Consider the following 15,701-nt stretch of genomic DNA (forward strand, 5'->3'; position numbering starts at 1 on the left):
ATCGGCGGCAACGGCGGGAAACAGCGCGGCGCGCTCGGGGCGACCAGTGGCTGATCAACTCACGATTCGAAACAAGATCTTGCGGGTGACGCTGGAACTGATCGGCGAGCATGGCATCGCAGGTTTAACGAATCGCAGCATCGCGGCCGCCGCCGGCATCTCCCCCGGCACCCTGACCTATCACTTCCCCGGTCAAGACGAACTCGTCCGCGAAGTGCTGGAAAATTTTGTCATCGAGGAGACCTCGCGACTTCAGTCGGTTACCACGGCGCTCGAAGATGCCACAGTCGACGTCGAGACGGCCGCCCGCATGGCGGTCGCCGTGATCGAAGAAGCGGTGACGCGACGAGAACAGATCGGTCAGTTCGAGATCTATCTGCATGCTGCGCGGAATGTTGAAGTTCGACATGCGGTTTCACGCTGCTATCGCGCCTACGACGAGCTATCTGCGGCAGCACTCAAATCTCTTGGAGCGTCCGAACCTCATGTACTGGCGCCTGCGCTCACTGCGCTACTCGACGGCGTCGAGTTGCGCCGGCTGGCGACCGGCTCCAGCTCCGAGGGATTGGTGCAGCTACTCATGCTCATCGCCGCCGCCATCCATCACGACAGAACACCCGGGTAGTTCCTCACATTCGGCACCGGTGTTCGCCTCGTTGAGAATCGCCCATTCGGAAGGGATTTCATCGTTATGGACTGGCCCAAATACACATCCCAGCGCCGCGCCACGATGGTCTTCGACCAACATATGTCGGACCGCAACGCGACCGGGCGCAGCCCCGACCCCCAGCATCAGGAGAATCCGTCGATCTGGGATAGCACCCGCATCATCACCTCGTCGGCGCCGCCGCCGATGCTGAGCAGGCGCTGATCCCGGAAGAATCGTGAGGTCCACGTCTCGGTCATGTATCCCATGCCGCCATGGACCTGCAGGCACCAGTCGGCGACCTCGCGGACCAGCGGCCCGGCCGAAAGCTTGGCGATGGTGACCTTGCGGGTCACGTCCTCCCCCGCCATGTACCGGCCGGCGATATCGCGGTTGTAGGTCTCCAGCATGTCGGCCCGCGCCGCCAGCCCGGCGTATTGGTAGGCCAGATGCTGATTCTTGGTGAGCGGCTTGCCAAACACCTGGCGTGCCAACGCGTATTCCTTGGTGCGCTGCAACGCCCGGTTCACACCGGCGGGAATGCCGTAGGCGCCGAACATGCGCTCCATGACGAACTGCGACATCTGCTGCTGGAACCCTCGGCCGATCTCGCCGATGGTGTTGGCCACCGGCACCCGCACATCGTCGAACGTGATCAGCCCGGTATCGGAAGCGTGCATGCCCAGTTTGTCGAGCTTGCGAACCTCATATCCGGGTGTCTTGGTCGGCACGATGATCTGGCTCATCCCGGCATAACCGCCCTCGCCGGACGTTCGGGTCAGCACACACAGCCAGTCGGCCTGAACGGAGTTGGTGATGAACATCTTTGAGCCGTTGATCACCCAGTCGTCACCGTCGCGCCGGGCATGGGTCTTGATACCGGCCACATCGGAGCCGGCATCGGGCTCGGTCACCGCGATCGCCGCAATCTGCTCGCCGGTGAGCGCCGGGGCCAGGAACTCGCGCTTGAGCTCATCGCTGCCGTGTTTGTGCAGCGACGGGGTCGCCATCGCCACATGAACCCCGAACGCCATCGGGAACGAACCGTGGTCCACCCGGCCCAGTTCTTCGGCAAGCACCAGCGTGAAGAGATGGTCGGCCCCCTGGCCGCCGTACTCGGGGTCATATTCCAGCCCGACGAATCCGAGCTTGGCCATGTCGGCGACCACGTCGTGCAGCGGCATCATCTGCTCGCGTTCCCACTCGTCGACGCGGGGGTTGATCTTTTCCTCGATGTACCTGCGGATGGTGCTGCGGAAATCGTCGTGTTCGGACGAGAACGTCATCGGTCTCTCCTTGTGTCGGTGTTCCAAGCCATCTTGCCTCAGCCGAGCGAGCTAACATGATGGAGGACGGCCGTCGTCGCCGTCCGTTGGAGGTCTGCCATGGTGTCGCCAGTGGTCCGTATCGCGCTAATGCCGCTGTGGCTGGCCGCTATTGCTGCGTCCCTTTCCCTCCCGGTGGTGGCCCAGGCCGCACCGGTGCTGCCGGTGGGCGGCGAGTCACCGTCGCAAACCATTTCTGATCTGGAGGACGAAGGGTACGACGTCCAAATCAACTACGTGATGGGCAACAGCAATACTCCGCTGGATATGTGCAGGGTGCTTGCCGTCCACAACCCGAACCGTTCAGGCAAGCCGGTGGACACCTTCACCACCGTTTATGTCGATATCTCCTGCCCCGACTTCTGGCAGGACGACTAGCCGTCCCCGGACGTCGCCCGCCAGTTGACCGGCGCGGCGTCGATGTCCTCGAGGAATGTCGCGTCGTGACTGGCCACGATCAGCGCGCCCCGGTAGTCGGCGAGCGCCGAGACCAGTGCGTCGTAGGACGCGAAGTCCAGGTTGTTGGTCGGTTCGTCGAGCAGTAGCAGCTGTGGCGCCGGGTCGCTCAACAGCACCGCCGCCAGTGTCGCGCGGAACCGCTCCCCACCGGACAGCGCGCCCACCAGACGATCGGCCGCGTTGCCACGGAACAGGAAGCGCGCCAGTCGCGCCCGGATGGTGTTGGTATCGGCGTGCGGTGCCCGGCGCACGACATTGTCGGCGACGCTGAGATCATCAGCCAGCACGTCGAGCCGCTGCGGCAGTAGCCCCATCGGAACATGCACGGTCACAACGCCTTCGACGGGTGCGATGCGTCCGGCGATCGTATGCAGCAGCGTGGTCTTACCCGAGCCGTTGCGGCCGGTGAGCCCCACCCGCTGCGGGCCATGCAGCTCCAATTGTGCGGCCGCACCGTGACGTAGCACCAGGTTCTCGGTGGTCAGCACGACGCGACCGGTGTGTACCTCGGTGTCGGGCAGGTCGATGCGGATGGTGCGATCAACGCGCAGCCTGGATTGCGCCTCGTTGGCGTGTTCGCGGGCCTTGTCCAGCCTGTCGGTCTGGGTTTGTTTGAGCGCGGCCGCCGACTCCTGCGCGGCCCGTTTGCGCAGGCCCATCACGATCTTGGGTTCGCGCTTGTTGGCCTGCATCTTGGCGCCGTAACGCTTGCGCTGGGCGATCACCCGCTCGGCCTCCGCCAGGTCACGCCGCTCACGGCGCACCTCGGCCTTGGCCGTCGAAATCGCCTGTGCGGCAGCCTCCTGCTCGACGGCCACTTGTTCGGCGTAGGCACCGTAGCCGCCGCCGTACCAGGCGACGGAACCATCGCGCAGATCGCCGATGCGCTCGACGCGCTCCAGGAGCTCCCGGTCGTGGCTGACCACCAGCAGGGTGCGCGGCCAGGTCTCGACGAGTTCGTAGAGATGCGCACGGGATTCGCCGTCCAGATTGTTGGTGGGCTCGTCGAGCAACAGGATGTCGGGGCGGCGCAGCAGCAGCCGGGCAAGGCCCAGCCGAATGACCTCGCCGCCGGAGAGTTCACCAAGACTGCGTTCCAGCACGGCCTTTGGCAGCCCGAGACGTTCCAACTCGGCGGTCACCCGATCCGCCAGGTCCCAATCGTCACCAATGGTGTCGAAGTGTTGCTGGTCGGTGGACCCGTTCTCGATGGCCTCGATGGCCATCAGCACCGGCGTGAGCCCGAGCACGTCGAGCACCGTGTCATCGGCACGGATAGTGAGATCCTGTGGCAGATAACCGATATGACCGGAGGCGTGAACTGTCCCCGACGTCGGGGACAGCTCCCCTGCGATGAGCCGCAGCAGGGTGGATTTGCCCGAGCCGTTGACTCCGACCAAACCGGAGCGCCCGGCCGGCACCAGCATGTCGAGCCCATTAAGGGCGACGGCACCGTCGGGGTGGATGTAGGTGAGTGCGCCGCAGGAGATGACAGCAGACATGGAAGAGCCTTCCTGTGAGGTGGGGTCGCCGAAATCGCGCGATGGCGCGCCGGCGGATTGCCAGACCTCACAGATCCATGTCGTACCTTTCGTCGGGGACGAGGACGCCAGCCACACTACGTACGGCCAACCATGCGCCGCAACGGGTTTTCGGTCTAGTTGACCGGAACCTGCAGAATCGGCCGGTCCACCCCGGCGCCGGGGCCGTCGAAGTGCCACCACTCGCCGTTGTACACCTGCAGTCCACCGGCCTGCATGGCGCTACGCAGCCGCGCACGGTTGGCTTGCTGTTCGGGGCTCACCTCGTCGGTGGCGTACGCCAGCGAGCGCGGCGTGAAGTCGTCGAATCCGGTGCCCATGTCGACCAGACCGCGCGCGTCGGCCAGGGTCACGTCCACCGAACGCCCGGCTTCGTGGCTGCGGGCGTACTGGCCGGGCTTGGCGACCCAGTTGGGGTTGGGCACCACCTGGAACATGCGGACCTGCACGTCATGCGGGCGGTAGCAGTCCCAGAAGACCAGCCGCTCGCCGTTGGCACGAAGCGTGTCGGCGGCGGTCTTGAGCCCGGGCGCCATCGACTCGTGCACCAGGCACCGGGCGTCGGCCGGATACAGCTGCACGCCGGTGAAGTTGTTGGTGGTGGCGTAGCGCAGGTCGATGATCGCATCGGGTACCACGGTGCGCACGTCGAGCAGTCCGGCGGCGCGGGCGGCCTCACTCACGGGCGGGACACCGGGGTCGGCACTGGCGGGCGCGACCTGGCTGAGAGCACACCCAATACCGAGGGCAACAAGAAGAAGACGCTTCATCATCTCTTCATTGTCTTCATTCAACCTTCAGAATCCGGTATTACGCTCAATTCGTGGTCGCACAGAAGCTGGATCGCCGCATGTTTGTGGGTCTGGTCGCTGCCGGAGCCGTCACTGTGACGGGGCTGGGTGGTTTCTTGGCTTTGGAGGGCCGGGTCGGCTCCCGGTTGACCGGACGCTCGTTCATCGACCTTTTCGAATCGACGGGCGGCAAGTTCGTCGGGTATCGCCGCAATCACGCCAAAGCCCTTGCCGTTTCTGGGCGTTTCGAGAGTAACGGCGCGGGCGCGCAGGTGTCGTCGGCATCGGTTTTCGCCAAGGGCGTTTATCCGGTCGTAGGACGGTTCTCGGTGGGCGGTCAAAACCCGCATCAGCCCGATACCGGTTCCGGGCAGGCCCTGGCCCTTGAGTTTTCGCTTCCCGGCGGGCAGCAGTGGCGTACCGCGATGGCGGCGGCGCCGGTGTTTATGGCCCCGACACCGGAGATGTTCTTCGGGCTGCTCTCGGCGCGAAGTTCAGGCAAGGACGCTACGGCGGCGTTTCTGCGGGATAACCCGCCGGCTGCCGCCGCACAGAAGCTGATCGAGGCCGCGCCCAAGGCGTCGTCGTTCGCGGAGGCGAGTTATTCCAGCCTTAACGCCTTCATCTTCGTCTCGAAGGACGGTGCGCGGACTCCGGTGCGGTGGCGCGTTGTTCCCGACGGGGACGTGGCGGGGGCCCCGGCGAAAAACGGCCCCAATTGGATGTTCGAGGCGTTGGCCCAGCGGGTACGTCGCGGCGAGCTGCGGTACCGGCTGTTGCTGCAGCTCGGCGTTCCCGGACAGGATCCGACGAACGATCCCACGCTTCCGTGGCCGTCGGACCGCATGCAGATCGATGCCGGCACACTGGTACTCGGGCATGCGATACCGCAAGAGCAGGAACACATCCGGGATACCAACTTCGATCCGACAGTGCTGCCCAAGGGAATTGAGTTATCCGATGATCCGATTCTGGCGGCGCGGGCGCCGATCTACGCGGAGTCGTTCCGGCGTCGCGCGCGGGAGACGCCCGCACCGGTGGAACAGTTCGGACAGGACATCTGATGACTGAGACCACCGTGTCCACTGTTGACGAACGTTTCGGGTTGGCGGCGCAGCTGCTGCATTGGCTGATGGCGGTCGCGATCATCTCGATGTTGGTGCTGGGGGCGCTGCTGGTCGGGTCGCTCGGCGACTACCCGATGGTGCTGGCCTGGCATAAGGCCATCGGCGTGCTGGTGCTGGTGCTGGCGCTGCTGCGCATCGGGAACCGTATTTGGCACAAACCCCCATCGCTGTCTTTGGCGGGGCCGGAGCGGTTTATCGCGGCCGGGTCCGAGCTCGCGATGTACACGCTTTTCCTGGCGCAACCGGTGATCGGGTGGGCACTGGTGTCGGCCTCGGGGGTGCCGGTGGAGATCGCCGGACTGCGTCTGCCGTCGATCGCCCCCACCAGCGTCGAGTGGTACGGCTTACTGCGGGAGGCACACGCGTGGGTGGCGTATGCGTTGCTCGCCTGCATAGTTGCCCATGTCAGCGCCGTGCTGTTTCACACCATCGGGTTGCGGGACAAACTGCTCGCCAGGATGCTGCCGCGCCACTAGCAGCCAATATGGCCGGGGCTGCGCCCGTGCGCCAGGAACAACCATTATCGTTTCGGGGTGCCTCAAATGGATCGCCGCAAATTGATACTGACCATGGGCTTCGGCATGGCCGCAGCTGCCTTGCCTCTCCCCACGGCTCAGGCCGATCGGGTGCACCCGCCGGCGGCACCGCCCGACGCCCAATCCACTGGTTTTATCTTCCGCGACGAGTTCGACGGCCCCGCCGGCTCGGCCCCCGACGGCTCCAAGTGGGTGGCCGCGAAGTTCCGCGAGCGGATCAAGAACCCGGTGTTCTGGGATCGTCCCGAGAACATGGGCGAGTACCGCGACAGCCGCACCAACATCTTCCTCGACGGAAACTCCAACCTGGTGATCCGTGCGACCAAGGAAGGCAACAAGTACTTCAGCGGCAAGCTGCACGGCACCTTCCGCGGCGGCATCGGCCACACCTTCGAGGCGCGCATCAAGTTCAACTGCTTGACCGACGGCTGCTGGCCGGCGTGGTGGCTGCTGAACGACAACCCCGAGCGTGGCGGCGAGGTCGACATGGCGGAGTGGTACGGCAACCGCGACTGGCCGTCGGGCACCACGGTGCACGCGCGGCTGGACGGCACCTCCTTCGAGACGCTGCCGATGCCGATCGACAGCAACTGGCACACCTGGCGCTGCACCTGGACCGACGCCGGGCTGTACTTCTGGATGGACTACCACGACGGCATGGAGCCGTACCTGACGGTCGACGCGAATTCCCTTGATGACTGGCCGTTTAACGATCCGGGCTACACGCTGCAGCCGATGCTGAACCTGGCGGTGTCAGGCTCGGGTGGCGGCGACCCGGCGGGTGGCTCGTACCCGGCGGAGATGCTCGTCGACTACGTGCGCGTCTGGTAATCAGGCGCGCACGAGCGCAACTCAGAGCCTGCTCGAGAGTTCGAGGCCTACCGCCGCTGACAGCAGGACTATTGCCAGCACCTGAAGCGCCAGGCCGCATACGACGAGATTCGCCTTGATGCCGTTGCTTTCACGCAACGAGCTGATCGAGATGACTTGCCAATGCACCCAATTGCGGGCGGCATCGTCTGCCGTTCGGGACCAGTTGCTGTTGTTCTCAAGGCTTTTCAGCGTCTCGCGGTCCATGACCGTGTAGCCGAATCCATATGTCTGCACAAAGATCGCGCAGGTGGCCGAGGCAATGAACGCCAATAGCGCACCGAGCAGGATGATGAAGGAACAGTGATCCCGGAAGACGTAGTCCTTCCCCATCACCAGCACCGTCACACCCGTCACCAGGGTCAACAAGGAGACGCTTGATGTCACCAGGATCGCGCCCCTGGCTTCCAGCGTCTTCTTTCGATCGAACTCGGTGGCCAACAGGCTGGCCACCATCAACTGATAAACCTTGCCCGCGGGTGAGATGAATTCGGAGTCTGCGGTACTAGAACTGCTGGGTGTCTCTGCTGCCATCGGCTTGGCCGAATTTCTGCTTCTCGCTAGTGCCCCACGGCTCCCACGTGTCGTCTGACGCCGGCCTGCGCGGCGAGGAGGCTGGGGGTTTATCGGGCACTTCGTTGCTGCTCGGAATCTCGGTCATGAGACCGCGCCCTTCATGTGAATCGAATGCCAAGCAGAGGTGCCCTGGCGTGCATCAATCGTCCCACCGCCAGAGACAAGCGCGAGCCTGAATGACCAACTTTTAGCGAGGTGGGCACTGCTCGATCCCGTTGTCCTTTTTCGCGTGATACATCGCGCCGTCGGCCTCCACCAGCAGGTACGGGACCACGGAGGCCAACGAATGCGTCACCGTGCGGTCCGATTCCGGCAGTACGGTGCTGGCCACCCCGACGCTGGCGGTGACGGGTAACGGTTCTTCTCCGCCCAGTGCCTCGCTCACCGCGGTCCGGTAGTCGATATCGCGCGGCGAATCGGTGAGCGCCACGATGCCGAATTCGTCGCCACCAAGCCGGGCCAACAACGCATCCGGCCCGGCCACCGCGCGGAGGCGGTCCGCGGCCCGCTGCAGCACCTCATCGCCCACGTGGTGGCCGAAGGTGTCGTTGACCGATTTGAACGAATTGAGGTCGACGACCGCGACAACCACCTGCATGCCGGGCACGCCGACCCTGGCCGCATAAGCCTCTTGTAGGCCTCGCCTGTTCAGCAGGCCCGTCAGATCATCGTGACGGGACAGATGGTCTCTGCCGACGGCGTGTTCGGTGAACTGCGCCTTGCCGATATAGATGAGCCATCCGGCAATCACATTGGCCAGCAGCATGGTGAATACCACCGAGGTCAGCACCGTGGCACTCACGTCGTGGCGAACGATAGCTCCGCTCACCGCCAGTACGGTCCCGAGTGCGGTCACCAGTGTTTGCACCACGACCGCCACCCGACCGTGCAGCACCGACACATAGGTGTTGGCAGCTAATAACCAGGCCAGCTTCACAAAGGCGGCACCGGAGGTCGTAACCACGCAAATGCCGACAAGAATGGCGATATCGCAATACACGACGTATGCGATTGACTCGGCGTAGCTAACCTGTTTTTTCAGGGAATAGCGGATTCCCCATCCAAATGCCGGAAGGGCAATGCAGCTACACAGCGCAGGAATGATCGACAATCCCGCCGATGCCATGAGAATGGCCGAAGCGCCAATGGTACTGATCACGATGGCCGTGACCAGCGAGACCGCACGATGCAGCCGAACCTGTTCCAGGAGTTCGTTGTTGGCCTGATAGATGCGCCTACCCCGGCCGCACTGTTCCCCGTCCGCGTCAGCCCGACCCGGATATGTGGTACCCACTTATCGCCCTTACTAAAGCAACTATCGACACACCGCAAACCGACATTGCCCGACCCATCGACGGCTAGCCAACTGTGGTCACCGTCAATCCCCAATTCAGGCATAGTAGACCATTCGAACGACAGGTAACGCGGGCGCAATCCCTTTGGGCGCCGTAAGGCCAACATGGCATTGGTCAAGGGCTGAGTTGGCCCGCCTAGTCCTCAGTCTTTGGCGAAGGCGATCGCGAGTTTCTTCTCCAGGTTTTCGTACGGCTCCTCGGAGATGTCGACCACGACTTCGGCAATGGTTCCGCCGGTGAACGGGTAAGGAGCCTGGTAGTCCGAGGACACGGCCGAGCCGCTGTTGCGGCCGACGGACAGGCCGGCTCCGGCGAGACCGAATGTGCCCGGGTGGATTTCGACGCTGCCGATCGTGCCGACGGCGTGTTCGTCCATGAACAGCGTCACGTCGCCGACCGGGGTGTGGCTGCCCGTTACGGTGCCGGTCTTGGCGAAACGGGCGCCGAGCACATGGGCGCCCGACGGGACCGCATCCTCGGAGGAGACCTTCTGTTCCTTCTCCCCCATGAAGTTGTAGATGTAGTGCAGCTTCCCGTCTTGTATGAAGAGCACGTGGCCGCCGTGGGCGCCACCCTGTTTGAAGATCACGCCCTCGGCTCCGGTGTCGACGGTGACCTCGGCCAGGATCGAAAAGGATTGTCCCCGAATATCAACCATCGCACCGAGACCCACCTCGGCGCTGTTCGGATAGTACGTGAACGAGGTGCGCTCCCCCGCCAGGTACGGCCGCCATCGGGTGAGGGTTTCCAGGATGTTGAGGTCGGCCAGCGGCAGGCCGTTGTACTTGGCGGCCTCGTCGAACCAGAGTTGTTTCAGCTCTTCGAGTTTCTCGGGGTGGGCGTCGGCCAGATCGTGACACTGGCTGCGATCGGCCTCGATATGGAACAGCTCCCAGCGGTCCTTGTCGAAATGGGACCAACCGGACGGTGTCGCCGCATGCACGGTGTTGGCGAACCAGCCCTTGTGCCAGATGCCGCGGGTGCCGAGCATCGTGTAGAACTGGGTATCCTTGCCGGTGTCGGCGTTCGGATCCTGCAGCACCGCTTTGAAACTCAGACCGTCGAGTGGTTTTTGCGCGACGCCCTTGACTGCGTCGGGTGGGGTGATGCCGAGTAGGTCGTAGATGGTCGGGGTGATATCGCAGACGTTGACGTAGGTGTCGCGGACTTCGCCGTGTGCGGCGATTCCCTTGGGCCAACTGATGATTGCGGTGTCGGCGATGCCACCCTCGTGGGAGGCGTAGCGCTTGTAGAGTTTGTAGGGCGTGTTGAAGGCCATTGCCCACCCGATGGGATAGTGGTTGTACGTCTCTGGGGCACCGAGGTTGTCGTAGAAGCGCAGGCTCTCCTCGACGGTGTCGATGTAGCCGTTGAAGAACTTGACCTCGTTGACCGAGCCGTTGGGTCCGCCCTCGCCGCTGGCGCCGTTGTCGGAGATCACCACGATGATGGTGTTGTCGAGCTGACCCGACTCGTCCAAGTAGTCCAGGATGCGACCGATCTGGTCGTCGGTGTAGCTGAGGAATCCGGCGAAGACTTCGGCCATCCGGGAGAAGAGGCGCTTCTCCTCGTCGTTGAGTGAGCCCCAGGGCCGCACGGTGTCCTGCAGCGGCCAGGGTTCGCCGTTGGGGCCCTTGACGTCCAGATACGGGTTGACGGGCGATAATTCGGTATCGGACGGGACGATCCCGAGCCTCTTCTGGTTCTCCAACACGATCTCGCGGTACAGCTCGTAGCCCATGTCGAACGTGCCGGCGTACTTGTCGGCCCATTCCTTGAAGACGTGGTGCGGAGCGTGTCCCGCGCCCGGGCAGACGTACGAGAACCAGGGTTTGTCGGGCGCGATCACCTTGGCGTCACGGATGAACTCGATGGTCTTGTCGGCGATGTCCTTGGACAGGTGGTAGCCCTCTTCCGGGGTGGCGGGCGGCTCGACGGGGTGGTTGTCGTAAACCAGGTCCGGGTACCACTGGTCGGTCTCGCCGCCCATGAAGCCGTAGAACCGCTCGAATCCTCTGCTCAGTGGCCAATGCCGTTTGGTGGCAGCGAGATTGGCTTCTTCCAAGGGGGTCAGGTGCCACTTGCCGACGCAGTAGGTGTTCCAACCCTTTTCAGCCAAGACCTCGGAGAGCAGCGCGGTGTCGAACGGGATGCGCCCATTGCAGTTCGGAAAGCCGTCGGTGAATTCCTCGATGGTGGCCATGCCGACCGTGGTGGCGTTGCGTCCGGTGAGCAGTGAAGCTCGGGTGGGTGAGCAGAGCGCGGTGGTATGGAACTGCGAGAGGCGCACTCCGCGTTCGGCGATACGGCTCATGGCGGGCATCTCAACCAATCCGCCGAAGCAGTCCCAGGTGGCGATGCCGGTGTCATCCCAGACGAGATACAGGATGTTGGGCGCGCCCTCGGGCGCCGTGGGTGCCGCGTAAGGGGTCCAATCCGGCTCGGAATCCCTTATGTCCAAGGCGATTTTGCCGTTGAATCCGGTGTCTGACGATCCCGTCATGGCTGCTCCCTAGTAGGGGTTCACGATCCAAGGACGGTGTGATCGTAGCGAGGTGACGGGGCTGCCGAGAGGGCTTTGATCTCGCCGGTCCGGGCATTTGGTTCACCTTGCGAAGTTAGAGTGCAGGCGTGCCCTATTTATCCATGCGCTCGGTAAGCGTGTCCGTGCTGGTCACGGCTGCCGCCCTCTTCGGTTCTGCTGGTGTGGCGGGGGCGGCACCACACGATTACTGCGGCGACCTGAAGGGCAGCAATACCGGAAAGACGTGTGAGATCCGCCTCTCCGATACCGGATATAGCGTCGATGTCACCATTCCGCTGAACTACCCGGACCAGAAGCCGATCGCCGAATACGTGGCCAAGACGCGCGACGCGTTCGTCAACGCGGCCAAGTCTGGCGGGGCCCGCAGTACGACGGCTCAGTTGAGCATCAAGCCGACCGAATACAACTCCGACCTGCCCCCGCGCGGTACGCAGACCGTGGTGTTCAAGGTGTACCAAAGCAGCGGGAGCGGGCAGCCGCAGACGGGGTACAAGGCGTTCAACTGGGATCAGAGTTATCGCAAGCCGATTCTCTACACAATTCCCAAGGACGACAAAGACGATGCGCCGCTGTGGCGGGTGGACGATCCGCTGAAGACCGTCGCGCCGATTGTGCAGGCGCAGCTGCAGCAGCAGCTGGCACCGCCGCCGGTGGTGACCCCCACGCCGACCACGACCTCGGGGCAGCCGACTACCACCACGTCGACGACGTCCACGACTACTACGCCTCCACCACCCCCACCGCCGCTGCCGTTCTCAACGGCGACGCTCTACGACCCCTCCAACTACCAGAACTTCGCGGTGGTCAACGACGGGATTCGGTTCTTCTTCGATCAGGGTGCGATATTGCCCGACTCGTACGGGGCGTTGCAGGTGCTGGTGCCGCGGTCGGCAATTGACCCGATGATCGCGTAGCGGTTTCTAGCTTCTCCCGCGGTCACCAGAGTTAGTGTGCGGTTCGTATCCGGCATGCATTCTGTTCGCGGACCTCCACCGGCGCTACTGACGCACCACCCGACAGCTGGCATCGATGTTGTTCAAGTTGGGGCCACGCGAAGCCGAAACGCGGACGGGCACAAAACTAGGACCAACGGATTCGGTTCTGGAGGTTCTCGCCGCGTTGAAGCGAAGTTTCTTATATCCCAGTACTGCAACAGCTTCCAGTCACATCAGCGACTCAACGAGTGTGATCCATTCTAATCAAACCCCGGCCATTACTGCTGAATACCCAATGAGGAGGACATTCAACGTCGGAGACCAAACCATCGCCCGTATCAGATATCGCGACGCTAGAGGCCGCTGCACAACACCATCCGCGTCGTTCTCGTCACAGACCTGGAGCAAGAGGCATTCGGTGGCTCTCGGCCACGGCGCTGGGCAAGGTTTCGGACGTCATGGCACACGCTCCATACTTCTCAGACCACAACCCAGCGGCCTTTTGCCGTAGCCAACACCTGCAGGTCGCCTGGGACGGCGATCGTGTCTGCGAAGACGACGAACTCGGTTCCCATGTGATTCACCTGAGCCGTGTGGTTGATGTCAAACTCCGCGCAACGAAAGTCGACGTAGAGTTCGTCCGTCACGCGATCGTCAGCGTCGTAAGTCAGAAACCATTTCAGCTTCGAGTGCTGCAACGTGACGGCTAGGTCGCGGTGATCGTCAGCGCTCAGCCTGTCGAGATAAAGATCGTCTCCTTGACCGAGATAAGGCGGATCAACGTAGACGAGTACGTCTCGCCGATGCGCAGACAAGATTTTAAGGAACTCGCGAGCGTCAAGCTCTGTGAGCTCGACGCGGCGTCGGTACGACCCGATGTAGGCGATCCTCTCCGCGAGATTTTCCCGGTTGAAGCGTGCGTCGATCTTCCAACGCCCTGTCTGCTCCAAACCGCCGATCGGTCGAGCATTCAGGATTCCAGATCGGTTGCACCGGTTGAGGAAAAACGTTGCAAATCCCAGTTCTAGGTCCCCGTGCCGCTTTGGGTGGTCGTACACCTCACGCGCCGAATGCCAAGCGTCCAAAGTCACCTCGGCGTCCTCTACTCGCTTGATCAACCGCTTCGTCTGGTTGAACACGCAACGCCAAAACGCCGCAATACCAGGATTAAGGTCATTAACGTGGATAATGTCGACATGCTCCCCCACCAGGAGTGTTAGCGCACTGCCCGCCCCGCCAGCGAACGGTTCTGCATAACGGCGCGGGCGCGGGTTCTGAGATCCCAATAGCTCAGCGGCAAACGGCGCGATACGCGCCTTTCCTCCAGGATACCGAAGCGGACTGATGTACCTCATGAGTGCAATAGCATTGATAAGCAACACATCTGACCGTTATCCACGCGTTGATGGTATCGCTTGAGCTCCGTGGTGGCCACCATCACATTAGACCGTCCAAGTCCTCCAGAAGCGGTCGATACGTTTCGCTCAGTGCCCGCACGTCACTCGGCCCCGCGGTCTGAGTGAAGCTATGAACGTATGCATTCATAATATCGACGCCCAAGCCATTGGCAGCATTGTCCTTTTGGCTATCCATCCACGCCGCCGCGAGCCGTGGACCCCGATTCTGAGAATGCCCGATCTGCGGATCAAGCTGCTCTAGAACAGCTTTCAACTTGTTGCGCAATGTTGGGCGGCCAGTCACAGTCAGGGCGAGCTTGTCGACGGCCTCGGTTACGCAAAGCTCGACTATCACCCGAACCATCACGCCAGCCACCAGCGTCATGGTGTCAATGTCGAGTCGCTGTGCCTGTACGAGGGTATCGAAGGTACGTAATTGAAATCTCGCGAGCCGCAAGCCCTGGAAGATGCTCCGCTCAACCCTAGGATGGCGCCGGCGCGCGATCGGGGCCGCCGGCGGCGTTGGCAATGGCTGCTGCGGACCACTTCCACTCGTCGGAGGGGTTGCGATTCCCCTCCCGGATGACGGGGCCGAGGACTGACCAGAACTCGGGGACGGATTCGAAGAGCCGGTCAAATTGGCGGATCCATCAGGCACTTTAAAGTGACTGATGCTGGCGATATAGCCCTTAATGAGGTCTTGGTTGTTGATGTCGCGCGCGGTCATTCCTTCCGACACGTCGAAAATGATCTTTCGGAAAGCGTCCTTCACCGCCTGCTCTGGCCCGATCATATGGATAGCACCACTGCTTCGCTCAATCCTGTAACCGAATGCCTCCTGCATCTGCTTGGGCGCGATGAGTCGGCCGAGCGTTGTCACGCGGCGCCGTACCCGAGTCCCAGCAGTGTTGTATCCACCCCGGAAGATAGTCGTTAGGTGTCCCAGCAGTTGGGCATCGTCGGGGTATGCGTTCGTCATTAGATCGCGAAGCTGCATCGCGAGGCCGGTTTGGGATCCCGGCGTGGGATTGAATCGCTCGGACATATCTGTTGTCCACGGGCTCAGTCCGCGTCCTTCATTCTCACCGCTGTGTCGCAGCTCGATCCACCGTCTTGCAGACTCTCGGTTCGTGAACAGCGAGCAGGCAACGTCATCAGGCCCGGTCCCGTTTTCCGCGATAATCCCCTCAACACGCCTACGGATCCTCTGGTCGTCTATGAGTCCTGGTGACTTGAGCATCTTTAGGGCTGCGACCCGTCGGTTTCCCTCCACCACGATGTACAAGCCACCCTCGACAATGACCCCGGGCAGCTCGAACGGGCTGAGCGTGCCCGACTCGGCGATATCGCGGGCAATGTTGATCTGCTTGGCCGTATCGAGTTCGATAAGCGCATTGATTGACTCCCGCGTGGTTTCCCCGCTCTCCTCTAGCCGCGGATTCTCCTCATCTAGGACCAACTCGGCCCAAGACAGCACAATCAATCGGACGTGCCCGATGTCGGTAACCGGTAGTCCGCCCTGGCCACTAGTGATGCCATCAGTTGACATGTGTTGACCCCACCATCGCCCCCTGGATGCTCGTCCTGTGAATAGCGAG

At 62.6% G+C, this 15,701-nt stretch carries 14 protein-coding genes; 6 read left to right on the forward strand and 8 right to left on the reverse strand.

Annotated features, from left to right (window positions below):
* The first annotated feature begins 46 nt into the window (after positions 1-46).
* Positions 47-625 carry a TetR/AcrR family transcriptional regulator gene (locus BKG76_RS01350; RefSeq protein WP_070935287.1) on the forward strand — a complete coding sequence of 193 codons (579 nt, stop codon included), beginning with the start codon at positions 47-49 and terminating at the stop codon, positions 623-625.
* A gap of 167 nt (positions 626-792) precedes the next feature.
* Here BKG76_RS01350 and BKG76_RS01355 read toward each other — a convergent pair whose 3' ends face one another.
* Positions 793-1,932: an acyl-CoA dehydrogenase family protein gene (locus BKG76_RS01355; protein ID WP_070935289.1), complete on the reverse strand. Its 1,140-nt coding sequence runs from the start codon at positions 1,930-1,932 to the stop codon at positions 793-795.
* A 99-nt stretch (positions 1,933-2,031) separates the two neighbouring features.
* Here BKG76_RS01355 and BKG76_RS01360 point away from each other — a divergent pair, with 99 nt between their 5' ends.
* A complete protein-coding gene (locus BKG76_RS01360; RefSeq protein WP_070935291.1) occupies positions 2,032-2,349 on the forward strand; it encodes a hypothetical protein in 318 nt (105 codons plus the stop codon).
* Here the strand turns inward: BKG76_RS01360 and BKG76_RS01365 are convergent.
* Positions 2,346-3,932 carry an ABC-F family ATP-binding cassette domain-containing protein gene (locus BKG76_RS01365; protein WP_070936779.1) on the reverse strand — a complete coding sequence of 529 codons (1,587 nt, stop codon included), beginning with the start codon at positions 3,930-3,932 and terminating at the stop codon, positions 2,346-2,348. The two genes, BKG76_RS01360 and BKG76_RS01365, sit on opposite strands and share 4 nt — an antisense overlap.
* 155 nt (positions 3,933-4,087) lie before the next feature.
* On the reverse strand, positions 4,088-4,744 hold the full coding sequence (locus tag BKG76_RS01370) for a M15 family metallopeptidase (protein WP_083337873.1): 657 nt from the start codon (positions 4,742-4,744) through the stop codon (positions 4,088-4,090).
* Between the two features lie 50 nt (positions 4,745-4,794).
* On the opposite strand from BKG76_RS01370, the gene BKG76_RS01375 reads away from it, so the two are divergent.
* From BKG76_RS01375 to BKG76_RS01385, 3 genes are all read left to right on the forward strand, one after another.
* On the forward strand, positions 4,795-5,826 hold the full coding sequence (locus BKG76_RS01375; RefSeq protein ID WP_070935293.1) for a catalase family peroxidase: 1,032 nt from the start codon (positions 4,795-4,797) through the stop codon (positions 5,824-5,826).
* Entirely contained in the window at positions 5,826-6,365 is a 540-nt protein-coding gene (locus BKG76_RS01380) for a cytochrome b (protein ID WP_070935295.1), read from the forward strand. Before BKG76_RS01375 ends, BKG76_RS01380 begins: the two co-directional genes overlap by 1 nt.
* A gap of 66 nt (positions 6,366-6,431) precedes the next feature.
* Positions 6,432-7,256, forward strand: a complete 825-nt coding sequence (locus BKG76_RS01385; RefSeq protein ID WP_070935297.1) for a glycoside hydrolase family 16 protein — start codon at positions 6,432-6,434, stop codon at positions 7,254-7,256.
* Positions 7,257-7,277: 21 nt separating this feature from the next.
* Here BKG76_RS01385 and BKG76_RS01390 read toward each other — a convergent pair whose 3' ends face one another.
* The 3 genes from BKG76_RS01390 to BKG76_RS01400 form a co-directional block, all read right to left on the reverse strand.
* The gene (locus BKG76_RS01390; protein ID WP_070935300.1) at positions 7,278-7,829 is read right to left on the reverse strand and encodes a hypothetical protein; all 552 of its coding nucleotides are present in this window, start codon (positions 7,827-7,829) and stop codon (positions 7,278-7,280) included.
* Positions 7,830-8,058: 229 nt separating this feature from the next.
* Positions 8,059-9,165: a GGDEF domain-containing protein gene (locus BKG76_RS25435; RefSeq protein WP_070935302.1), complete on the reverse strand. Its 1,107-nt coding sequence runs from the start codon at positions 9,163-9,165 to the stop codon at positions 8,059-8,061.
* A gap of 203 nt (positions 9,166-9,368) precedes the next feature.
* Positions 9,369-11,729, reverse strand: coding sequence for an arylsulfatase (locus BKG76_RS01400; protein WP_070935303.1), 2,361 nt, complete (start codon positions 11,727-11,729; stop codon positions 9,369-9,371).
* A gap of 128 nt (positions 11,730-11,857) precedes the next feature.
* Here BKG76_RS01400 and BKG76_RS01405 point away from each other — a divergent pair, with 128 nt between their 5' ends.
* Positions 11,858-12,685, forward strand: a complete 828-nt coding sequence (locus BKG76_RS01405) for an RsiV family protein (RefSeq protein ID WP_109420518.1) — start codon at positions 11,858-11,860, stop codon at positions 12,683-12,685.
* Positions 12,686-13,185: 500 nt separating this feature from the next.
* Here BKG76_RS01405 and BKG76_RS01410 read toward each other — a convergent pair whose 3' ends face one another.
* Positions 13,186-14,061 carry a DNA adenine methylase gene (locus BKG76_RS01410; protein WP_070936782.1) on the reverse strand — a complete coding sequence of 292 codons (876 nt, stop codon included), beginning with the start codon at positions 14,059-14,061 and terminating at the stop codon, positions 13,186-13,188.
* Between the two features lie 82 nt (positions 14,062-14,143).
* Positions 14,144-15,652, reverse strand: coding sequence for a hypothetical protein (locus tag BKG76_RS01415; RefSeq protein ID WP_131815779.1), 1,509 nt, complete (start codon positions 15,650-15,652; stop codon positions 14,144-14,146).
* Between the last annotated feature and the right edge of the window lie 49 nt (positions 15,653-15,701).

The organism is Mycobacteroides franklinii, assembly GCF_001853795.1.
GTDB classification, from domain to species: Bacteria; Actinomycetota; Actinomycetes; order Mycobacteriales; family Mycobacteriaceae; genus Mycobacterium; species Mycobacterium franklinii.